This window comes from Variovorax sp. V35, from assembly GCF_041154465.1.
Lineage (GTDB): Bacteria > Pseudomonadota > Gammaproteobacteria > Burkholderiales > Burkholderiaceae_C > Variovorax > Variovorax boronicumulans.
The window spans coordinates 1,494,761-1,517,071 of record NZ_AP028666.1 but is presented as its reverse complement, the minus strand read 5'-3'; the positions used below and the strand labels follow the sequence as shown (position 1 = coordinate 1,517,071).

Below are 22,311 nucleotides of genomic sequence, written 5' to 3'. Positions count from 1 at the left end.
ATTCCACAGGAGCAGATGCATGAATGCCGTTCTCGAAAGCACCACGCCCGCGACGCTGGAGCCGCCCCCGAAATTCGTGATCCCCGAAATGTTGAAAGCCATCCGGCCGCGCATCAACACGAGCTACCCCTACATCAAGCGGCTGCATGCGCAATGGCTGTACGAGAACTACGGCAAGCCGGAGCCGGGCAGCCTGCACGGCGCCATCGAGCGCATGGATTCGCTCTACGACGCCAGCGTGTTTCCGGACGGCATTCCGGAGCGGGTCGCGCACCACGCGAGCATCCTGACGCTGATCTTCCAGTGCGACGACCTGACGACCAGCGACCCCGAGCAGTGCGCGAAGATCATCGCCGAAGACCCCGACGCCCACGACGCGCGCGTCATGGAAGGGCTCTGGCAGACCATCCGCCAGCATGCGCCCAGCGACGCGGTGTACCAGCGCCTGCGCGGCCGGTGGACCCGCTGGATGCACCACCTCAAGGTCGAAAAGGAATTTCGCGACAACTGGGCCAACGAGGACATGGAGAGCTTCCTCAAGGTGCGCCTGATGTCCAGCGGCATGCAGCCTTACATCGCCGCCATGGAATACGTGCTGGACATCGACGTGTCCGACCTGATCGAAGACCCCGACATGAAGCGCGCGGTGGACCTCGTCAGCTGGCACTGCGCGTTCACGAACGACGTGTACTCGTATGCCGTCGAGTACTACTCCACCGAAGACACGCTGAGCTCGGTCCTCATCATGCGCAACACCCGCGGCCTCGATGCGCAGCAGGCCATCAGCGCCGTCTGCGAAATGATGGAAGAGATGTACGCGGAGCTGGCCGGCCTGATCGCCCGGCTGCACGAGCGCTATGCCAATCACCCGCTGGGCGCGCGCCTGCACCTGTACCTGGACACCTACCTCCTGATGGTGGTGGGCACGCTGCAGTGGCACATCGAATCGCCGCGCTACGGCGGACACGGACACATCTGGAACGGGCTGCCCATGCGGCATGTGGATGTGAGCCTGGCGGGCACCGACAAGATGGAGGGCGCGGGCGCCCCGCAACAGGCACCGGTCGGCTCTGTCTACGTGTCGTAGAGACCGCGCCATGAAGCTGCCGTATTTCGAGTGCCCCATTCCCAGCGCCATTCATCCCGGGGCGGCGCAAGCGGATGCGCAGTCGGTCGCCTGGATGCGGCGCTTCTCCCTGTGCCTGAACGACACCGAACGCGACCGCATGGCCCGCTCCGGCTGCGGCGAACTCGCGGCCCGCATCGTGCCCGACGCCACGCCGCAGACCCTGCAGATCCTCTCGGACTTCTTCATCTGGAACGTCTCGTTCGACGACGAGTACTGCGACGAAGGTCCGCTGAGCCGGCAACCCGGCCGACTGGCCGGCGTGCTGGCGATGATCCACCGGGCGATCGAGACGCCGGAAGACAGCGCGCAGGTCGACGACCGCTATGCCGCCGCCATGTGCGACATCCGCCGCCGCCTGGAGGCGCACGCCACCGCCGACCAGATGGCCCAGTGGCTGGCCGCCATGCGGGGATGGTTCTTTGCCGAGGTCTGGAAGGCGGGCAACGTGGCGTCGGGCCATGTCCCTTCGCTGAACCAGTACGGGCTGCTGCGCCTGTACAGCGGGGGCGGCCTGGCCTTTCCCACGCTGGCCGCGATCGCCGAAGGCTATGCCGTGCCCACCGACCTCCTGGAGGATCGCCGCGTCAGGGCGCTCGCGGAAATGGCGCTCACGCTGGCCACCTGGAGCGCCGACATCGTGTCGTACGAGAAGGAGGTGGCGCGCGAGCAAGGGGGGCACAACCTGATCAGCGTGATCCAGCACGAATCCCGGTGCATGCCCACAGCGGCGGCTGCACGGGCCGTCGCCATGTACATGGAGATCATGCAGCTCTTCCTGAGCCTGCGCGGCGAGCTCATCGCCGCCGGCACCTCGCCCGCGCTGCAACGCCATGTGCAAAGCCTGGGCCGCATCGTCAGGGCGACGTTCGACTGGTGCCACGGCTCCGAGCGCTACGTCCAGGACGGCGTGCCCGACGAAGTCGGGCCGGAGGGCGCAACACCGTCGAAGGCGGCATCGCCGTCCACCGCCTCCGCCATCCCGTGCATCGCCTGGTGGTGGACGCACGACCCCGCGGCGCAGGAAGCCCGCCGGGGCACGCCGGCCCTGCACGTCGCAGGCCAGGGTGAACGCGCCCGTGCGGGAGCACTCCCATGAACCCGCCCACGATGCCGCGCGTGATCGATGCGGCTTTCCAGGAAGCGGGCCATCTCGCGCCGCCCCTCACGGCAAGCTGCGGTCCGGCCGCGCACACCATCGGCCTGCAGCAATTTCGCAGCATCGTGGGCGAAACACGCCGCCCGCTGCCCTATGCCGAGGGCTGGTTCCTGGGGTGCTTCTCCAGCGAGCTCGCGCGCGGGCAGGTGCTGACGGTGCCGTTCATGGGGCAGGAACTCGTCCTGTACCGCACGCACGCCGGGCTCGCCCGCGTCGTCGAGCCGTACTGCCCGCACCTGGGCGCGCACCTGGGCCACGGCGGCAAGGTCGACGGCGAGAACCTGGTGTGTCCGCTGCACGGGCTGGCCTACGGGCCGGACGGCGGCTGCGTGCGCACCGGGCATGGCGAGCGGCCGCCGCGCGCCGCGCTGACCGCGCGCCACGTCCGGGAAATCGACGGCGCCGTCCTGGTGTGGGTCGACCATGCGGGGCGCCCTCCCCAGTGGGACGTGTCGCATCACGACCTCGGCGATTTTTCTTCCGCCTGCTACATCCGCAAGACGCTGGACGGCTACGCGCACGATGCGGTGGAGAACGGCGCCGACATGGTTCATTTCGGCTGGCTCCACGGGCTCTCGGACATGACCATGTCTCACCGGGCGGAGGACTGCAGGTTCGAGATCTCGCTATCGGCCCGCTGGAAAGGGCTGCACATCCGTGGCGAATTCATGAACTACGGCGTCGGCTATGTGATGGGCTCGTTCGAGATGCCCGACCTGGGCGTGCGGCTGCAGACGCAGGTCTTCTTCACGCAGATCGCACCGCTGAAATGGAAGCTGGCGATCGCGGACCGGCTGCGCATCGTGCGGCTTGGCCGCGCGCCCCGCATGCTGAGGCGCGCGATCTACGCCGTGCTCACGCCGATCGCCAGCCGATGGATGCGGTGGTTCATCGAGCCGGACTTTCCGATATGGAATGCCAAGAGTTTCGTCAGGCATCCCCGGCTGACCGCGGGCGACAAGACCCTCATCGTCCACCGGCGCTGGGCGTCCCGGTTCTATCCGGGCGGCCTGGTGGACGACCCCGGCGCACTGCATGCGGGAGACCACCATGCCCCTTGACGCCCTGCTGCCGTACGACGTCCGCGAGGCCCCGGTGCCGCAGGGCGGGCCCGCCGCCCCCTTCGACACCTGGATGCACGACGCGGTCCACCGCACCGAGCACGCACTCGCCGCCGGCCTGCCGCCGGCCGACACCCTGCCCACGCACCTGCACGAAGCGCTGCGCTACGCCGCGCTCGGCGGCGGCAAGCGCATCCGCCCGCTGCTGTGCCAGGCGGCGGGCGCCCTCGTGGACGCACCACCCGACGCGCTCGACGCCACGGGCGCCGCCATCGAGATGGTCCACGTCTACTCGCTCGTGCACGACGACCTGCCCGCGATGGACGACGACGACCTGCGCCGCGGCAAGCCCACCGTGCATGTGGCCTACGACGAAGCCACCGCGATCCTCGTGGGCGACGCGCTGCAGGCGCAGGCCTTCTTCACGCTGAGCGAACTGCCGCTGCCGGCCGAGCGTCGCATCGCGCTGGTGCGCGAGCTGGCGCAGGCCGCCGGCTCTCGCCACCTCGTGGGCGGCCAGGCCATCGACCTGCAAAGCGCGGGCCGGTCGCTGAGCCAGCCGGCGCTCGAACAGATGCACCGCATGAAGACCGGCGCGCTGATCCGTGCGGCCGTGCGCATGGGCGCGCTGTGCGGCCTGGCCGACACGCCGGCCAACGCCGCGCTGTACCGCGCGCTCGACGACTACAGCAACGCCATCGGCCTGGCCTTTCAGGTGGTCGACGACATCCTCGACGCGACCGCCGACACGGCCACGCTGGGCAAGACCGCCGGCAAGGATGCGTACGACGACAAGCCCACCTGCGTGTCGATGCTCGGCCTGCCGGCCTCGCGCGCACTGGCCGGCGAACTGAACGCGCGCGCCCATGCGGCGCTCGCGCCCTTCGGGGCGCGGGCGGACCGGCTCGGACAGCTGGCCGACCTCGTGGTCCATCGCGCGAACTGACACCTCCATCCAATCACCCCGAGGGGAAGCACCATGCGCGTCATCCTTGCCCAGCCCCGAGGCTTCTGCGCCGGCGTCGTGCGGGCCATCGACACGGTAGAACACGCACTGCGGCGCCACGGCACGCCCATCTACGTGCGCCACGAGATCGTCCACAACAAGCACGTCGTCGACGACCTGAAGGCCCAGGGCGCCGTGTTCGTCGAGGAACTGGCCGAAGTGCCCGCGGACGCGGTGGCAATCTTCAGCGCGCATGGCGTGAGCCACGCGGTGGAGGTCGAGGCCCGCGCGCGCGGCCTGCGCGCGATCGACGCCACCTGCCCGCTGGTCACCAAGGTGCACGAGCAGGGGCGCCGCTACGCCGCCAAGGGCTATGCGCTGATCCTCATCGGCCACGCCGGGCACCCCGAGGTGACGGGCACGCTCGGGCAGATTCCGGCGCCGGTCACGCTGGTGCAGACCGAGGCCGACGTGGACGCGCTGGTGCTCGATGCCGACACGCCGCTGGCCTACATCACACAGACCACGCTGTCCGTGGACGACACGCGCGGCATCATCGACGCGCTGCAGCGGCGCTTTCCGCAGATCGTCGGGCCCGACACGCGCGACATCTGCTACGCCACGCAGAACCGGCAGACGGCCGTGCGCGAACTGAGCCAGCAGGTCGACGTGGTGCTGGTGGTCGGCGCGCAGAACAGCTCCAACTCGCAGCGCCTGCGCGAGATCGCAGCGCAGGCCGGCGTGCGCAGCTACCTCATTGCGCAGGGCAGCGAGCTCAAGCCCGACTGGGTGCGCGACGCCGGCGCGGTGGGCGTCACCGCCGGTGCGTCGGCGCCCGAGACCATGGTGCAGGACGTGGTCGCCGCGCTGCGCCGCCTGGCCGAGGTGGAACTGCTGACGCTGCCCGGGCGCGAGGAGCACGTGGTGTTCCGGCTGCCGGCGGAACTCGCAACGGAAGTGGCCGTGCCATGAAACCGCCCGTCGCACGCCGCCTCTCGCGGCAGGTGCGCGTCGGCACCGTGCGCATCGGCGGCGACGCGCCCGTGGCCGTGCAGGCCATGACCAACACCGACACCGCCGACGCGGCCGCCACCGTGGCGCAGGTGGCGGCGCTCGCGCGCGCGGGGGCCGAGCTGGTGCGCCTCACGGTCAACAACGAAGAGGCCGCCGCGCAGGTCGCACCGATCCGCGACGCGCTCGCGCGCCAGCAGGTGCACGTGCCGCTGGTGGGCGACTTCCACTTCAACGGCCACCGCCTGCTCGCGCAGTACCCCGACTGCGCGCAGGCGCTGGCCAAGTACCGCATCAACCCCGGCAACGTCGGGCGGGGCGACAAGCGCGACGCGCAGTTCTGCCAGCTCATCGAGATCGCCTGCCGCCACGGCAAGCCGGTGCGCATCGGCGTGAACTGGGGCAGCCTCGACCCCGCGCTGCTGGCGCGCCTGATGGACGCGAACGCGCAGGCGGCGCAGCCGCAGCCGGCCGACGAGGTGATGCGCCAGGCGCTCATCGTCTCGGCGCTGGAGAACGCCGCGCGCGCCGAAGACGTCGGCCTGCCGCCCGATCGCATCGTGCTGTCGGCCAAGGTGAGCCAGGGGCAGGACCTGATCGCCGTGTACCGCGAACTCGCCGCGCGCTGCGACTACCCGCTGCACCTGGGCCTGACCGAAGCGGGCATGGGCTCCAAGGGCATCGTGGCCTCGGCCACCGCGATGGGCGTGCTGCTGCAGCAGGGCATCGGCGACACGATCCGCGTGTCGCTCACGCCCGAGCCGAACGGCGACCGCGCGCGCGAGGTGCTGGTGGCGCAGCAGATCCTGCAGTCGATGGGCCTGCGCGCCTTCACGCCCAGCGTGACGGCCTGCCCCGGCTGCGGGCGCACCACGAGCACCTTCTTCCAGTCGCTGGCCAGCCAGATCGAAGGCTGGCTGCACGCGCAGGCGCCGGCCTGGCGCGTGCGCTTTCCGGGCGTGGAAGACATGCACGTGGCCGTGATGGGCTGCGTGGTCAACGGCCCCGGCGAGAGCCGGCTGGCGCATCTGGGCATCTCGTTGCCGGGCTCGGGCGAGCAGCCGGTGGCGCCGGTGTACATCGACGGCGAACGCGCGCTGACGCTCAAGGGCGAGCACATCGCCGACGACTTCACGCGGCTGGTCGAGACCTACGTGGCCGCGCGCTACGGCGCCGACGCCGAGGCGAGCGAGCGGCTGGGTGCGTGGATGAAGCCGTCGTCGCGCGAGCGCGTCGTGCCGATCGCTGCCGTCTGAAGGCACCGCCATGGCCACGCAACGCCTCACCCTGCTCGGTGCCACCGGGTCGATCGGCGACAGCACGCTCGACCTCGTGGCGCGCCACCCCGACCGCTTCACGGTGCATGCGCTGACGGCGCACCGCAACCTCGACAAGCTCTTCACGCACTGCGTCGCCTTCCGCCCCGAAGTCGCGGTGGTCGGCGATGCGCCAGGCGCCATGCAGTTGCAGGCTCGGCTGCGCGCGGCCGGCCTGCGCACCGAGGTCATGCACGGCCCGCAGGCGCTGTGCGAGGTCGCGCAGTCGGCGGGCTGCGACACGGTGGTGGCGGCCATCGTCGGCGCGGCGGGGTTGCTGTCGTCATTGGCGGCGGCGCGCGCGGGCAAGAAGATCCTGCTGGCGAACAAGGAGGCGCTCGTGATGTCCGGCGCGCTGTTCATGCGCGCGGTGGCCGCGCACGGCGCCACACTGCTGCCGCTGGACAGCGAGCACAACGCGATCTTCCAGTGCCTGGCGGGCGCGCCGGCCGGCGGTGTGGGTGTCGAGCGGATCGTGCTCACCGCGTCCGGCGGGCCGTTCCTGCATCGGCCGCTCGAGGCGCTGGACCGGGTGACGCCCGACGAAGCCTGCGCGCATCCCACCTGGCGCATGGGCCGCAAGATCTCGGTCGACTCCGCGACGATGATGAACAAGGGCCTCGAGACCATCGAGGCCCGCTGGCTGTTCGCGATGCCGCCCGAGTGCATCGAGGTGGTGATCCACCCGCAAAGCGTGATCCATTCGATGGTGGCCTATGCCGACCAGTCGGTGCTGGCGCAGCTGGGCCGCCCCGACATGCGCACGCCGATCGCGCACGCGCTGGCCTGGCCCGAGCGCATCGACTCGGGCGTGGCGCCGCTGGACTTCCTGCAGCTCGCCCACCTGAGCTTCGCCGCGCCCGAGCTGAAGCGCTTTCCCTGCCTGCGCCTGGCGCTGGAGGTGCTGCGCGAGGGGTGCGCGGCCAGCGTGACGCTCAATGCGGCGAACGAAGTGGCGGTCGATGCGTTCCTGAACGGGCGCCTGCGCTACACCGACATCGCGCACGTGGTGGAAGACTGCCTCCAGCACGCGCCTGCGTCCGCGCACGAAAACATCGACGACATCCTCGCGGCGGATGCGCATGCGCGCGTGCTGGCGGGTCAGGCGATCCAGCGTGCGGCGTCGCGGTCTCCATCGCCGGCTGTCCCGCTTTCCGAGTCGGTCACCTTGGACGAAGGCACAGGCGCGCGGCTGTAGCGCGACAGCCATTTGGCCGCCACGGCCAGCGCCATCGGCGGTGGGGTTTCACGCACGGCGCGCGACGCGCTGGTCACCCTGGCAGCGAATAGGTCTTGGTGCCGCTCATTCCTTGCGCTGGATATCACCACTCGCTTGCCGTCCCGAGGTTTCCGCGCGCGTACTGAGGCAAAGCCGGACGAATGGATCTTCGTCTAGTACGGTCTGGCGCCGGCAAGGGATGCCTATAAATCTGGTTGCGACAGTACGCAGGCTCGTCCAGCGCTGAAGCAGCCTTGGCTAGTACAAGATCCCCGCAGCCTCCATTGCCCCTTATTGCCCATGATCGCCAAGGTCCGTCGCCGACTAGAGCTTCTCCAGTCTAGTTGTGCGCTTTCTCCGTCCATCGAACGGGCCATCCAGGACAACCGGATTGAACCTGACGCCCTCTTCTTAGCGGCCAGTGATCGTGGAAGACTGGGCTGCAATTCTACTTGTCCTGAAAATTCGTAACCATCAGAAACTTGAAGCGCAACGAATGAGGGGTTCAACTTCATGCGCTCGATATCGAAAAATGCCCAACACGTTCGAAATCTGAGCTTTACAGGCTGAATCGATAGCGCAATTCAGCCTAACGTGTGCTGATAGGGACTCTACGACGGGCGCCCTTTTCGCTGGCCTCCCTCTTTTTTGACATATTGTGACGTTTACTTCCTGCCTCAGAGGCGTATTCCGCTCCACACTAGTGCAATCAGAGCTTTCCGAATGAAAACCGATTCCTCCCGCTTGATTGAGATCGCACTGGCCTTGTTTCGCACCAAAGGCTACAAACGAACGTCGATGACAGACATTGCTCAAGAAGCGGGATTGCTTAAGGGGAGCATCTATCACCATTTCCCAGATAAGGAGCACCTGCTGATCAGCGGCGTGCAGTACATCGCCGATATTTTTGAAAAAGAAGTCTTTGGACCGGCGCGCGATTCAGAGCACAGTGAGAAAGAGCGCTTTGAGGCGATGTTCGATGCAGTGCTTGCCTACTACCTGAAACATCGCAACTGTGCGTTCATTCAGCTATGGCCGGATGTCGTTAACGAGAGTGGTCGGGCGCGGGAAATTGTTGAGAATTTTTATCGCACTTGGCAGGACCTCATCGCGAAATTGCTTACCCCGCGACACGGCAAGGCCGAAGCCAAGCGCTTAGCTGCCGATTCGATCGCGAAGGTCTATGGAGGGGTGATCTGGCTCCAGATCATGGATGACAGTGGTCCGCTCAAACGGGCCGTGCTCGAGCTTCGAACATTGGCCTAGAACTGCCCGCGCCAAAGTAAAACTGAGCCACCGGGGGAAGCGGACGAAAAATTGGACTACCAGTAGGTAGTTCATGTATTCACACGAGGATAGGATTCGAGCGATCGAGCTCTATATCGAACTCGGCAAGCGCGTCAGAGCGACCATTCTCCAATTGGGATACGCGCCCAAGAATGCATTGAAAGGCTTGGACTGGGAGTACGAGTAGCAGCTCGATTTTCCAAAAAGCTAAGCACGACCGAAGCCTAAATATTCTTGGGAGCAGAAGAACGTGGTTGCCAGACACGGCCTCGGTCATGGGCGCGGTATCGCGGCCATCATGAAGGCCATGGGGTACCCAGGCGGGGCCTCGCCAAGCGCCGGGATTCACGAAGTGCAACCAGGGTATGTGGCTGCGTTGCTGGGAACGCGCAGCGAACCCCGTGCCTTCTCGCTTTGAAGCACGCCGCTGTCATTGCATCGTGTATCCGCCAAGACAGTGTAGGAAGGCCGGGCCCTGGAATTCGGCGTGTGCGGCCTTACGCGCGGGTCGTCATCAGGTCATGGAACGCCACCGACGGCTGCTCATCGATCAGCGGGCGCAGCAACTGCGCCACGCAGGCGTCCACCGCCTCCTGGTGATCCATTAGCGCATCCATGCCGCGCAGCGGATGCTGGTGCGTCATCGCGGCTGCATTAACCTCGTTCACCGTGTTCACAGGCCAGGGCGGACAGGGCCTGCCGTTCGGCGCCAACGTGCTAGACACCAGCTTTCCCACGGCGCTACTGCGCTTCGGTGGTGAAGTGCCGGCCGGATGGCTCGAACCTCATGACGCTGCATGCCGCGCCCCATCAACCTCGGCTATGCCGACGATGCGTTCCCGCTGACGCAGAACGTGGCCGCGCGGATAGCGCTGCTGGACTGCGCTTCGACACGCCCACCGCCGTGCCCGGGGCCTGGTGTGGGCTGGCCCCTGCTGCTGACCGCGCTGGCCCTAGCTGCCGCCGCGTGCTACGGCCCGGCTGGACTCTCGCAGGGCTACAACCGCACCATGGCGCACGCGCAGGCAGCGCTATGTAAGCGAATGATGCGCCGTCTTGCAAAAGCCGCATTGCAATGCCGCTCGCTCTACCCCGAGCCCCCTCTCACCTCTCAGTTCTTCACCTCCTCCGAAAATCTCAAGACTTGCAACTAGATCGACTTTTGGCTTAATATTGTTTACGCGTATATAAAACATGGACTATCAATGCTTACAAACGGTCTTTCGAGCGCAAATGCTTCGTCGCTCTCCAAATTCACTTCAGGAACTGAGCAGGTCGACGTCTGCATCATTGGTGCGGGGATAGCGGGGCTTCGCGCAGCACAACTGCTGAGCGAACGCGGTCGTAGCGTGCGCTTGCTGGAAGCGCGGGACCGGGTGGGCGGCCGAACGATGGGGGGGGAGCTCTGCGGCGAAGCTGTAGATCTCGGTGGTCAGTGGATCGGTCCGACCCAAACCCGCGTCGTTGACTTGTGCAAAGAGCTCGGTCTCAACCTCATTCCGCAGTACATCGAGGGCAAACGTTTGATGGAACTCGGTAAAAAGGTACGCAGCTACGGCGGTACGATCCCACGAATGTCGCTACGAGGCTTGTTGGATTCCGCTTGGGCAATGCACAGTCTCAACCAGGCGGCGAAGAGCATCGATCCGGCCGCGCCATGGAAAGCTGCCAATGCCATGCGCTGGGACCGGATGACTGTGGACCAATGGATGCAGAAAACCCTGTGGACCCGCGACGGACGCAGCATGATAAAGATCATCATGCACGCCCTCTACACCTCTGATCCGCACGAAGTGTCGCTGCTTAGCCTCCTCAGCTTCGTCTCAGCCGCAGGAGATATTGAGACTCAAGTGGAAGCGCGCGGCGATGGTGCGCAGAAGTTGCGGGTTCGTGGCGGAGCATTCCAGATCTCGGAGCGGATCGCACAAAGGCTGCCGGCAGGCGTTCTGACTCTCGACGCGCCCGTACGTGCGGTCGAGCAGACCGCGTCTGGCGTCATGGTCCGGTATGCTGGAGGCGAGGTGAATGCCGCCCGGCTCATCGTCTCCGCCGCCCCTCCGGTGGCTGCACGCATCGATTTCGGATCGCTGTTGTCACCGGCTCGCATGCAGTTGCATTCCCGTATGCCGATGGGCTCTGTGATCAAGGCGTTGGTGGCCTATGACCGCCCATTCTGGCGAGAGCAAGGCTTGTCCGGGGAGGTGATCAGCACCCAAGGACCTTTCGGGCCCATCGCAGACGCTACGCCACCCGGTAGTCGGCACGGCTTTCTAGTCGGCTTCTTCGAAGCTGGGCACAGTCGCACCCTGGCGGCTGCCACCCAGGAAGTGCGCCGCGACGCGGCAGTGCAATCCTTACAGCGCTATTTCGGCGCACAAGCGGCTTCACCGATCGGTTATGTCGATAAGGACTGGATCTCCGATCCATGGAGCTTGGGCGGATACGTCGGGATCATGGCGCCAGGCACGCTAACGACCTTCGGTCCCGCGTTGCGGGCTCCTTGCGGTCGGATCCACTGGGCCGGCACTGAAAGCGCGACGCGTTGGACAGGCTACATGGACGGCGCTATTCAATCCGGCGAGCGAGCGGCCGATGAGGTCATGGCCTACTTCGCTTGAGTGAAGTGATCCACTTTGCGCCTGGGCGCGCCTTAAGCGCATCTGGCTCAATCGCCAGAGAGGCACGTGCAGAATTTTCATCTTGCGTCCAGGATCATTTTCATGAAGCATGACTACCCAGAGCTAACGCTGGCTGCTCGCTTCGAACGCCAGTTTCAAGCCAGCCGCATCCGGCCTGTCGTACCGTTGGCCTTGCGGCGCGACAGGTTGCGTCGTTTGCAGGCAGTCCTTGAGGTCAACGGTGAGCGCTTGGCCGATGCCGCGCGAGCCGACTTCGGTGCGCGGTCCCACGAAGTGACCCGGCTCAGCGAACTGGTCCCTTTGCAATGGGAATTGCATCATGCGTTGCGCCATCTACGCAACTGGATGCGCAGTCGTCGCGTGCGTACGCCACTGCAACTGCAGCCGGCCCGCGCACACCTGATGCCTCAGCCGCTGGGTGTGGTCGGCGTCATCGCGCCGTGGAACTATCCGATTTCATTGGCACTGGGCCCCAGCATCGCCGCATTGGCTGCAGGCAACCGCGTGCTACTCAAACCCAGTGAACTGACGCCACACACCGCAGCCTGTCTGGCCCAGTGCCTGGCTATGCACTTCGAACTAGAGGAATTCGACGTGATACAGGGCGACATCACGGTGGCCAGCGCATTCTCTGCGTTGCGCTTCGATCATCTGGTGTTTACCGGTTCGCCTGCGGTGGCGCGCAAGATTGCCGCCGCCGCAGCAGCCAACCTCGTTCCGACCACGTTGGAACTGGGCGGGAAGTCGCCTTGCCTGATCGACAGCGCCGCCGACTTTGCAAGTGTGATGCCGGCCATCGTCAATGGCAAGCTGCTGAACTGCGGCCAGACTTGCATTGCGCCCGACTATGTGCTGTTGCCACGCGGGCGCGAAGCGGACTTCGTTCAAGCGTTCAATGCCACGGTGCAACGCTTCTATCCGCAGATCGTTGGCAATCCCGACTACACAGCCTTGCTAGATGAGCGCGGTCTGGCGCGCATGCTGTCTCTGTTGTACGACGCGCAAGACCAGGGCGCTCGTGTGATCCAGGTCGGAGTGCGCGCCACTGAAAAAAGTGATTCAGTACAACGGCGTCAGCTGCCCCCAACCTTGGTGCTAGACACTCGGCCTCAAATGCGAGTAATGCAGGAAGAGATCTTTGGGCCGATTCTGCCAATCGTTCCTTACGACACGTTGGACGAAGCTATCGCCTATATCAATGCCGGACCACGGCCTTTGGCCCTGTACTGGTTCGGCAACGATTCAGCACGCACGAAAAAGGTGCTCAGCGAGACTGTCAGCGGTGCCGCAGTTATGAACGAAACGCTATTGCACTTCGCACATGCCAACTTGCCGTTCGGCGGCGTCGGCGAGAGCGGGTGGGGCGCCTACCATGGTGAGGCCGGATTCCTGCGGCTGTCACATCTGAAGCCGGTGTTCCGGCAGTTGCGTTGGAACGCGAGCAGTCTGCTTCACCCGCCTTATGGCCCGGGCATGCGACGAATTTTGGACATGCTTGCGCGCTGGTAGAGGCTCAGGAGCCTCACTCGAGCGACAGGTTGCTGGGCCGCACGTCTGCGCCTTGATCCTCAACGACCCGCCCATCTAGTTACTTCGGAGGCAGAGCGCTGGCATCGCTCCGGCGGCGGCGATGCAGGCCCAATCTGGGATTGAGCCCCCGTGCGAGTGCTCCCAATTCGTTATCCCGAGTCTACTTTTCAGGGAAAAAAGGGCCACCGTTGTAGGTACGGATAAAGCCATCTACCCGCCTAACAAGCTTTGCATACTCCCCTCGAAGGGCCAGTTGCATCATCTCAACTTGCAATTCCTCCTGGGCCACCATGTAGCTCAGAAAGTCCTGCGAGCTAGCAGGACCGATTCGTCGCAATTCACGCAGCTCTCCAACATATTCAACCGTTTTGGAATGAGCCGATTCGAGTGCAGGCTTCATGAGACTCCTCGGAACCAAGCTGATTGCCCAGGCCTTGATCTCGATCCACCATCCAGCACGAAAGTTCAGCCCGAACCCCAAGGCAGCCGCTCGGTAGTAAGGAGCATTCAGTTGCTCCAATCTCAGGTAGGCCAGCCAGAAAGGCTCTTGCTTTTCTCCCTTGAGCCGCTTTGAGAGACGCTCCGCCACACGCATTGCAAATGCGCGATTGGAGAGCTCATATAGAAAACCTTCAATAAAGGCATCGGACGGAATTTCGTTACTCGCATGCATGCTCGACCCTTTCAATCAATCGAAAAGTCGGAGTGATGCATCGCGTTGTTGCTTCTAGAAAATTTCGTATTCATAAGCTCTCCCGCACTTGAAAATTTGACAAATAGAGCCGAGGAAACTGTCCATCCCCAGTTGGTGAGAAGTTCTAGAGTGGCTACGCCACTCAACGCTCTACCGCGCTGAACCCTTCCCTCGCTGATACGGGGGCCGCGACGCAGTTGACTACGCACTCCCTTCAGAGCAAAGTTTGCTATACGCGTATAGTATATTACACGGGGAGCCAGAACCACTGCATTACTCCGAGCGCTCAGACTCAACCTGAAACCCGAGCGGTGGAACCGTTCATTAGTCATGCGCGGGCGTCAGCGGGCCCAAGTTATCGGTCTTGCGAACTCACTTTGGAGATTTCTGTCCACCGCAAACCTCATCTTCTATCGTCGGCTTGGGTCATGCACGAACGTGACGACGACACGTTGACAGACGATCCCAGGGGCCGGCTTATCGCTGCTGCTATCAGTGACGCTAGATGGCGAAATTTTGCGCCGGCAACTGCATCAGTCAGGCCCAGAGAAGGTGCGACCATGCGCAAGGCCATGCTTGAGCTGATGGGCGAGATTTGCTGACTTTTCTTGATCCAACAATTTGTCCATGCATACCTATTGCCTGCATCCCGGTGGCGCCATGGCCTCGGCGTCCATCACCTCAGCGCTTGTGCCGAACACCTGCGGTTTACCCGTCGAGCCGGCGTCCCTCCCCGAGTTGGTCAGAGTCAAGGCCGCCGGCTCAGCAAGCAGCGGGGCAGCCGATACCTTCGCCGGCACACACTGGCTTGCCAAGCTCGAGGCCACTCCGTCCAAACAGGAGTCCAATACATGACGCTTAGGTTCCCCTCCCTAGTGCCCCTACTGCTCAGCATGCTGCTAGCTGGCTGCTCAAGTACTCGACCGTGGGTCAACCCCCCGACAAGCTCGGCGATGCTGGAAGCTGCAGCCCATACCGCCTCAAACCAGCAGCGCGGATCGATCATCGCGGCAGTCGCGTTCTCTGGCGGAGGGGCACGAGCTGCCGCGTTCGGGCTAGGTGTGCTACGTGAACTCAAGGCCACGCCACTCGATCAGGATGGTCGCCAGGGCACCTTGCTTGACACGGTCGGCTTGGTCAGCGGGGTCTCCGGCGGCAGCGTCTTAGCAGCCTACTATGCCGCGTTTGGCGACGAGGTCTTCACTCGCTTCGAGCCAGAGTTCCTCAGAATAGGCTTTCAGGATCAGCTGGTCACCCAAGCCATGCAACCACGCACGTTGTGGCACTTGAGTTCACCATGGTACGGACGCGGCCACGTGTTGGCCGAGCGCTTTGATCATCTGTTCCGAGGGCGGCGCTTCGCCGACGTCGCGGCTCGCCCTGGCGCCCCACAGCTTGTCGTTGGCGCCACTGACCTCACGACGGGTGCACCATTCGAATTTACTCATGAACAGCTTGCATTGCTTTGCAGTGATCTGTCAGAAGTACCCCTGTCTTTTGCCGTCGCCGCGTCCGCCGCCGTTCCCCTGCTGCTGGCGCCTTTGACGCTGCGTAACCATGCCGGCCAATGTCAAACGGCAGCGCCGCCGCTGGATGAGGCGAAAACTGACGAAAATTTCCGCTCGCGCATGTTCCGGCTCTCAGCCGAGAGCTATGGCGATGCTCAGTTACGACCATTCATTCACCTTGTCGATGGTGGTGTCAGCGACAACCTCGGCGTAAGGCCGCTGCTGGACCGAATGATCGTCGATGGATCTCTTGAGCGCGTCTTCCGAGGCGCGCCGCGCGGCTCAATCCGTCGCATCGCGCTTCTGGTAGTCAATGCCGAGCGGGGCTTGGACGAGCACATTGACCGGAGCGACCGCGTACCCGACACGCTGCAGGTGATCAATACACTCATCTTCGGCGCCGGCTCACGCGAGACCCGGATCACTTCGGCACTGCTGCGCGACGATCTGCAACGCTGGTCGCAAGAACTGATGGCCCTACGCGGGCAAGATGCCAGCCCTTTCGCACCAGACGCTCAAGTCCATCTTATCGACGTGAGCCTGGGCGACACCGAGGATTCATCGCTAGCACGGATCCCCACATCCTTCACCATCGCGCCCAGTGAAACACAGCGTTTACAAGAGGCTGGACAGGAGTCGCTGCGTCGTTCGCCTCAGTTCCATGAGTTTCTACGCGGCCTTCAGTCAACGGCTAACTCCACCTTGCCATGAAGTTGCACCGCGGCGCGGTGATCCGGTCGATAGTGCGAGCTCGGGATGCGGGAGAGCCTGAAAATAGAGCTAACGGGCGGATGGATCTCCACATCCGAAGCCGCCAGTGCTGCTCAGCGCAAGACAGTGGAGGCCGTCTGCCAGCTATCTAACGGCGTTGTTTTTCGCTGTGAGCGCGGCGCCTGAATCTCCGCGCAGGTTGTGCGTCTCATCATCCTATCCCTTACTGCCTCGAAACTGGAGATTCGAGCTGTATGGATGATTTTCCCGCAGCCATCGTCAGTTTGAACTGCTAGCCCACCCACCTGTGGCCGCGGTAGTCTGCATGACGGATCCGCTTCATCGACTCATCCCAGTAGGAATGCCCCTCCCCTACCGACACTGCCGAACGTGAGCTTGCCTGCCGTCAAGCTTTGACGAGGCCAGCGCAACTAGGTCCTCGGGTGTTTTCACGTCAAGATTCGACTTGCCCAGAAGAAGCAGGTTGGAGCTGGCAATCAAACCAATCATCCCCAGGTCTTCAGACCGGTATTTGACGTTGAAGGCGATTGAGGTTTGCTTCAACTCGATCGCGGTCGCCACCCGCAATGAATGTGCATCCTGGCGCGTGCCCAGGTCGCGGTGAACCCCGATGGCGCCGCCCGCGCCGGGCACGTTGTCCACTACGACAGACTGGCCGAGAATTTTACCCAGGCCCAGTGACACACTGCGTGCAATCACATCGGCCTGGCCCCGGTGGGGTATGCCCCCGTCACGTTAATCAGGCCTGACGAATAGAGCCCCGTCTACGCAGAGCCTGATGGCCCGCGACGGCAATGGACGTGATGCCGACAAGCGCTGCGCACCTTGTTAGCTTGTGGGAAAGGTTGGGCAGCTCGTGTATGCAAGCGTTGTTCTCGTCGATGTCTCCTGCTGTTTGGGAATGAACAGCAGAATTCTCGTCAGTTCTGCAATGCGCGACTTGTATGAAGTGGCCCACCATGAAAACGAATAGACCCTTGCTCGCGCAGCCTGGAGGGTGCGAAGCCAAAAAACTCGACGAATGTTCGCGCCATCTGCGCCTGGTCATAAAACCCGACAGATTGCGCGATGTCAGAAAGATTATGCGGAAGATGCAATGATGCGAGCGCGCGCCGATAGCGCCTCCAGACGATGTAAGAACGGGCCGCCAGCCCCACCTGGTCGACAAACAAGTCTGAAAGGTACCGCCCGGACAGCCCCACGCTGCGGGCAAGCTCGGGTAGTGAGGGCGGCTTGCTCAGATTTTCTTCAAGGCGCTCTATCGCCACTGCCACCCGCTCATCACCAGGGACGGCTTTCTCCATGGATGGCAACACCAGCCGCGCAATAAAAGTAGCCAGCCGGTCCATCTCGACGCTGTCAGATGACATGACGAGGTTTCGCACATCGTTTGAGCAGGGCAACAGCGATTTTCCGTCAAGTGGGAGCATTCCCTTTTCACGGGTGATGTCGCAAAGCCCACGAAACAACGGATGCCCGGGCTCGAAATTCAGGCTCAGCAACCCACAGTCTTCAGCCTGCATGGCACGCAGGAAGTGAGGCGCAACGACTGCAGCCTTTCCCTCCCATATCGCTCCACTGCGCGTATCGCGCATCTTCAAAGGTCGGCCATTGGACGCCCAGAGAATGACGGCGGTGGGCCTGCGTGTGGGCCCGCTCACGACAGTGGGCGTGTCAATTGCAAGCATGTGCTTGCAAAGGTGAACCTGCGTTGAGCGCCCGTAGCTTGCGTTCATGCTTGACCCGGAATGAAAGTAAGGCGGTTAGGACCGCCGCCCAGGAGTCAGGTCACGCCCTGGGGCATGCCAGGCACAGGCCCGGCAAGGCCGACCATGCGGCCGTAGATGATCTCCTGTGCTTCGCGCATTATGCGATCAATCAAGTCCTTGACGGTAGGTATATCGCCAATCAGACCGGCCACCATGCCGCATGACCAGGCTCCCGCATCCATCTCGCCTTCGAGCATGACCCTTGGGTAAACCCCGACCACTTCATTGAGGACATCATCAAATTTGAGTGTCTTTCCTAACGCCTCTTCCTTCTCGAGCAGCCGGATGACCGCGGCATTCTTCAGGACCCGCTCGGTATTGCGCAGCGGCCGCATCACCAAGCGGGTATCCAGTTCGCTGGCCGCCACGATGGCGTCCTTGACGTTCAGATGAACCGGAGCATCCTGGGTGGCAATGAAGCGGGTCCCCATGTTGATGCCATCCGCCCCCAACGCCAATGCAGCGACCAGGGAACGCGCATCGGCCATTCCGCCCGAAGCCACGAAGGGAACCTTCAACTCGTCGGCGGCCCTGGGCAGCAGGATGAAGTTCGGCACGTCGTCTTCTCCGGGGTGCCCGCCGCATTCAAACCCGTCCATGCTGATGGCGTCGCAACCGATCGACTCTGCCTTGAGCGCGTGGCGGATCGAGGTGCATTTGTGGATGACCTTGACGCCCGCATCGTGCAGCGACGCAATCCATTTCTGCGGATTGTTCCCGGCGGTCTCTACCGCCTTGACGCCCGAGTCAATGATCACGCGTATGTATCCAGCATAGTCGGGCGAATTCACCGTAGGCAGAAATGTCAGGTTGACGCCGAACGGCTTGTTGGTCAACTGCTGGCAGCGCGAGATTTCCTCTCCCAGAAGCTCGGGTGTGCGCTGCGTCAGCGCGGTGATCATGCCCAACCCGCCGGCATTAGAAACGGCTGCCGCCATTTTTGCGAAGCCCACGTAGTGCATGCCCCCCTGGATGATTGGATGCTCAATGCCGAACAGTTCGGTGATGCGGGTTTTCATCTCGCTGTGTCTTTCTGAGGATTGATCGAATGGTCAAACAAGAATGGCTTGAGGATGTCATGCGCCACTTTTTGCGCCGCAGGGTCGCCTGAGGACAGCGAGATTTGAACGGACATGCCCCGTGGCCCGCCGTCTGTCGCTGTCGCGTTACCCCATTTTTCTCCCAGGGCCGCCTCCAGCAGGGGTTCCACGAGCCGGATCGCGGCATCAGCGCGCAGCGCCGGTTTATAGACTTTCCCGACTCCAGTGACCGGCAGTGTCGCGAGCACGTAGACCTGCTTCGGCCAAGCCGGTCTTTCGTCAATACGCTCCCGAGCAAACGCTTGCAGTTCCTCGGGCGTCACCGTCGCATTGGGGGCGAGGGTCAGGTAGCAGACCGGTAGTTCCCCCGCGTATGAATCCGGCTGGCCGACAGCTGCGGCCATGGCAACCTGAGGGTGAGCGGCAAAGGCGGCCTCAATCATCGACGGATCGATGTTGTGGCCGCTGCGAATGATCAGGTCCTTGGCGCGCCCCGCGATAAAGAGCTTTCCATCTTCATCAAAGTACGCCAGATCCCCGGAGTTCAGTTTTCCGTCTACGAATACCCCTCCGTTCTGCCGTGTGTCGCGGTACCCCGGCGAAACCGTGGGGCCCGAGATGACCAACACGCCAATTTCGTGCGGTTTGCAGGCCTCGCCCAGGCTTCCGTCTTCACCGCGCTTGAGAACTTCAATGCGCGTGTACGGCAGCCGCAGTCCCACCGAGCTCAAGGTGGGGGCCCCGGCGATGGGGTCTACGGCGGTCACACCACCAGACTCCGTCATGCCCAGTATTTCGTGCAGAGGCAGGCCCGTCATTGACGAAAATTTTTCAGCCAGGCTGCGAGGCATCGATGCCGCGCCGGTAATGCCGTACCTCACCGTTTTCAGGCTTGCGTCCACATCGCGCGACAGGATCGCGCTCAGCGCCGTGGGGACAGCACCTGCGATGGTTGCGCCATAGCGCTCCACGATGCGCCAGTAGTTACGGATGATGTCTGGGCTCCTGAGCCCCAGCGGCGAGAGGATCAGAACATGGGCGCCGCTCATGAACGGTGCCAGGCTGCATGCGATGGCGCCGCCCACGTGAAACATCGGCATCCCGTTCGTCAATACGTCGTCTGGCCCCATTGCAAGCAGCGCGGCTGCGCCAAGCGCGGCGGACAGCTGGTTGCGCTGCGTGTGGGCCACAAGCTTGGGGCTCCCAGTCGTGCCGCCGGTATGAAAATAGGCAACAACACGGTCCAAGTCCACAGGAGCTGGGTGGTCCAGTTCATTCGCCCGGGTTTGCCGGGTCGCAGTGCTGAAGTCAATCACAGGCCCGTCCAGCCCGGCGGCGCCTCCGATGCAAACCACCTGCAAATGGGGCAGCTGCTTTCGGATCGCCTGGCAACTTTCCCAGAGTTGAGGCGACACAGCGGGCCCACAAGTCACCAGTATCCCGGCGCCCGACATCGAAATCAGGTCAATCAACTGCTCGGGCTGAAGCATCGGATTCAACGGAACCGCGTAGCCCACACTTTCAGCAGCCCACAGCACCACTTGCGTCTCGATGAGCATTGGCAACATGTAAGCAACGCCTACCCCCTGACCACCGACGGCGGAGAAAAGATTCGCTGCACGCGTGATCCGCTCGTACAGCTCTGCGTAGCTGACTTGCACGGGTTCCTCGGCGACTGACCCGGTCATGACCATGGTGAGCGCCGTGCGGTCTGCGAAGGCCACCGCCGATTTGGCAAAGGCCTCATGAATGCTGCGGGGAATCCGGGCCTCAAGGGGCATGTCTGCCTCAAATGCCTCTATGTCCTGAAGAGTACGGAGTGGATTGGGTTTTCGCATAAGGTGTCCAGCTTTTGAAGACACCAGAATTTTGGTGGGACGGCATCGAAGCGGCTTGTACTAAACAGCCAAATCCGGATGCTCACAAACCCGCTAAATTGCTCTACATCGACTTAAGAAGTCCAGTAGGTGTGGTCGTAAGTGATGCGGTACACCGGCGCTGTTTCATGGCCCGAGTTCATGGCGAGTCTCCCCTTACCCCAGATGCAGCCATGTCACGCGCACAGTCATACGCGGTCCCAGACTGGTGAACCTGTTGAGGATCGATGCCTGCACCTGTAGTTCAGCCACCCGCGGTAGCTTAGTCATCTGTCTAGTCCAACCACGATCCGGAGCCACTCCCGCAGGGCTACGCAACAATGCCCAGCTCAGGCAGTGGATCGCTATCAGATTGGTTAGGCGTTCGGCTGTTCGAAGTCGCGAGTCCTCGGCTCGGCTGCCTGACTTCAGGATCTTGTAGAAGGTCTCGATCTTCCAACGCATGGCGTACCGGTCGATCTTCTCGATGACCTCGGCCTTTGGCCTTTGAATGGCCTGGCAGGTTCGTGATGAGCTTTCACTGCAGCGGGATGCGACCGATTGCGCCTCACCGTCTTGCGCGTGGAGTACCGTTAACTCGAGCGGTGGATATGGCTTCTGTTTGCCGATGGGCGGCAGCACGCCAATGCAACGGAATCGGATCTCAAGAGTAGCTTGGCAAGGCTGGCCCCGCTCGTCGCGGAACTCGATGCGATGCAGCCTCAGCACGCGAACCTCAGCCATTTCCTCAGCGATCGCTTGTTCGCCGTCGCCAGCCGGTCAATCGACGCAGGCTTGCACCAGGACGCGAGTTCGTCTGCCAGGCAGAACAACTCGTAGATGTCGCCCTCACTATCGCCCATGTGCACGCAGCGCTCGGTCTCAGGCTCGTCGATCAAGGCGCTCGACTGACGCAGGTTCAGAAGCCACGTGACGCGTTCCTTCTCTTCAATAGGAACGCACGTCGGGTTGGTCTTGCGCTTCAGCGCGCTGGTGCCCTTGAACTTCTGGCGGCTCCAGAACCCGATGGCACACAGGCCTAACGGCAGCCCTTGCGCCGCTACAGAGAGACCCGAGTGCATCAAGGTGCCGCAGGTAGTGTGCGGCTACGGACGGCCCGCTTCGTCTTTTCGGCTGTGAGTCGCCCCCCCTTGAAGCCGATCAATTCCGACTTGTCCCTCTTGTACAAGAACTCCGTGGTGGTGTCCTGAAGGATGAGAAAAGGACCGCAGCATGCCTGGGTCCGTTCACGCGTGGACTGGAAGTGCTCAGCAAGAACGGCATGCTCGTCGACATCGACATCGACATCGACATCGAACAGCAAACGGTAGGCAGTCTTGGTGCCAGCCCAGCCCTGGCATGCGAGAGGATCGTGCCTCCGATGTTGCCGCAGAGTTTATGAAGCAGGCTGCTCAATC

20 protein-coding genes are annotated in these 22,311 nt (G+C 63.1%); 12 read left to right on the top strand and 8 right to left on the bottom strand.

Annotated features, from left to right (window positions below; all coding sequences use genetic code 11):
* Positions 1-19: 19 nt before the first annotated feature.
* The 8 genes from ACAM42_RS06920 to ACAM42_RS06885 all read left to right on the top strand — a co-directional run bounded on the left by ACAM42_RS06920 (position 20) and on the right by ACAM42_RS06885 (position 9,104).
* Complete coding sequence (locus ACAM42_RS06920) at positions 20-1,087, top strand: terpene synthase family protein (protein ID WP_369631534.1); 1,068 nt, start codon at positions 20-22, stop codon at positions 1,085-1,087.
* Between the two features lie 10 nt (positions 1,088-1,097).
* Complete coding sequence (locus ACAM42_RS06915; RefSeq protein ID WP_369631533.1) at positions 1,098-2,225, top strand: hypothetical protein; 1,128 nt, start codon at positions 1,098-1,100, stop codon at positions 2,223-2,225.
* Positions 2,222-3,346 (top strand): Rieske 2Fe-2S domain-containing protein, encoded by a 1,125-nt coding sequence (locus tag ACAM42_RS06910; RefSeq protein WP_369631532.1) that lies wholly within the window; start codon positions 2,222-2,224, stop codon positions 3,344-3,346. Before ACAM42_RS06915 ends, ACAM42_RS06910 begins: the two co-directional genes overlap by 4 nt.
* 73 nt (positions 3,347-3,419) lie before the next feature.
* Positions 3,420-4,292, top strand: coding sequence for a polyprenyl synthetase family protein (locus ACAM42_RS06905; protein WP_369632736.1), 873 nt, complete (start codon positions 3,420-3,422; stop codon positions 4,290-4,292).
* A gap of 33 nt (positions 4,293-4,325) precedes the next feature.
* Positions 4,326-5,264, top strand: coding sequence for a 4-hydroxy-3-methylbut-2-enyl diphosphate reductase (gene ispH / locus ACAM42_RS06900; protein ID WP_369630440.1), 939 nt, complete (start codon positions 4,326-4,328; stop codon positions 5,262-5,264).
* On the top strand, positions 5,261-6,559 hold the full coding sequence (gene ispG, locus ACAM42_RS06895) for a flavodoxin-dependent (E)-4-hydroxy-3-methylbut-2-enyl-diphosphate synthase (protein ID WP_369631531.1): 1,299 nt from the start codon (positions 5,261-5,263) through the stop codon (positions 6,557-6,559). Before ispH ends, ispG begins: the two co-directional genes overlap by 4 nt.
* 10 nt (positions 6,560-6,569) lie before the next feature.
* Entirely contained in the window at positions 6,570-7,817 is a 1,248-nt protein-coding gene (gene ispC / locus ACAM42_RS06890) for a 1-deoxy-D-xylulose-5-phosphate reductoisomerase (RefSeq protein ID WP_369631530.1), read from the top strand.
* A gap of 744 nt (positions 7,818-8,561) precedes the next feature.
* Positions 8,562-9,104 carry a TetR/AcrR family transcriptional regulator gene (locus tag ACAM42_RS06885; RefSeq protein WP_369631529.1) on the top strand — a complete coding sequence of 181 codons (543 nt, stop codon included), beginning with the start codon at positions 8,562-8,564 and terminating at the stop codon, positions 9,102-9,104.
* A 518-nt stretch (positions 9,105-9,622) separates the two neighbouring features.
* Here ACAM42_RS06885 and ACAM42_RS06880 read toward each other — a convergent pair.
* Complete coding sequence (locus tag ACAM42_RS06880; RefSeq protein WP_369632838.1) at positions 9,623-9,802, bottom strand: hypothetical protein; 180 nt, start codon at positions 9,800-9,802, stop codon at positions 9,623-9,625.
* Positions 9,803-9,922: 120 nt separating this feature from the next.
* Here ACAM42_RS06880 and ACAM42_RS06875 point away from each other — a divergent pair, with 120 nt between their 5' ends.
* From ACAM42_RS06875 to ACAM42_RS06865, 3 genes are all read left to right on the top strand, one after another.
* Entirely contained in the window at positions 9,923-10,279 is a 357-nt protein-coding gene (locus ACAM42_RS06875; protein WP_369631528.1) for a hypothetical protein, read from the top strand.
* A 51-nt stretch (positions 10,280-10,330) separates the two neighbouring features.
* Positions 10,331-11,743, top strand: coding sequence for a flavin monoamine oxidase family protein (locus ACAM42_RS06870; RefSeq protein WP_369631527.1), 1,413 nt, complete (start codon positions 10,331-10,333; stop codon positions 11,741-11,743).
* 102 nt (positions 11,744-11,845) lie between these two features.
* Complete coding sequence (locus ACAM42_RS06865) at positions 11,846-13,273, top strand: aldehyde dehydrogenase family protein (protein ID WP_369631526.1); 1,428 nt, start codon at positions 11,846-11,848, stop codon at positions 13,271-13,273.
* Positions 13,274-13,454: 181 nt separating this feature from the next.
* On the opposite strand, the gene ACAM42_RS06860 is transcribed toward ACAM42_RS06865, so the two are convergent.
* Entirely contained in the window at positions 13,455-13,967 is a 513-nt protein-coding gene (locus ACAM42_RS06860) for a hypothetical protein (RefSeq protein ID WP_369631525.1), read from the bottom strand.
* A gap of 974 nt (positions 13,968-14,941) precedes the next feature.
* Between ACAM42_RS06860 and ACAM42_RS06855 the strand changes: the two genes are divergently transcribed.
* Positions 14,942-16,207: a patatin-like phospholipase family protein gene (locus tag ACAM42_RS06855; RefSeq protein ID WP_369631524.1), complete on the top strand. Its 1,266-nt coding sequence runs from the start codon at positions 14,942-14,944 to the stop codon at positions 16,205-16,207.
* A 372-nt stretch (positions 16,208-16,579) separates the two neighbouring features.
* On the opposite strand, the gene ACAM42_RS06850 is transcribed toward ACAM42_RS06855, so the two are convergent.
* From ACAM42_RS06850 to ACAM42_RS06825, 6 genes are all read right to left on the bottom strand, one after another.
* Positions 16,580-16,912, bottom strand: a complete 333-nt coding sequence (locus tag ACAM42_RS06850; RefSeq protein WP_369632735.1) for a tripartite tricarboxylate transporter substrate-binding protein — start codon at positions 16,910-16,912, stop codon at positions 16,580-16,582.
* A gap of 236 nt (positions 16,913-17,148) precedes the next feature.
* Complete coding sequence (locus tag ACAM42_RS06845; RefSeq protein ID WP_369631523.1) at positions 17,149-17,751, bottom strand: helix-turn-helix transcriptional regulator; 603 nt, start codon at positions 17,749-17,751, stop codon at positions 17,149-17,151.
* A 260-nt stretch (positions 17,752-18,011) separates the two neighbouring features.
* Positions 18,012-19,016, bottom strand: coding sequence for an NAD(P)H-dependent flavin oxidoreductase (locus ACAM42_RS06840; RefSeq protein ID WP_369631522.1), 1,005 nt, complete (start codon positions 19,014-19,016; stop codon positions 18,012-18,014).
* Entirely contained in the window at positions 19,013-20,875 is a 1,863-nt protein-coding gene (locus tag ACAM42_RS06835) for an AMP-binding protein (RefSeq protein WP_369631521.1), read from the bottom strand. The genes ACAM42_RS06840 and ACAM42_RS06835 overlap by 4 nt, the downstream gene beginning before the upstream one ends.
* 195 nt (positions 20,876-21,070) lie before the next feature.
* The gene (locus ACAM42_RS06830; protein ID WP_369631520.1) at positions 21,071-21,637 is read right to left on the bottom strand and encodes a hypothetical protein; all 567 of its coding nucleotides are present in this window, start codon (positions 21,635-21,637) and stop codon (positions 21,071-21,073) included.
* Positions 21,616-21,975 (bottom strand): hypothetical protein, encoded by a 360-nt coding sequence (locus ACAM42_RS06825; protein WP_369631519.1) that lies wholly within the window; start codon positions 21,973-21,975, stop codon positions 21,616-21,618. Before ACAM42_RS06825 ends, ACAM42_RS06830 begins: the two co-directional genes overlap by 22 nt.
* Between the last annotated feature and the right edge of the window lie 336 nt (positions 21,976-22,311).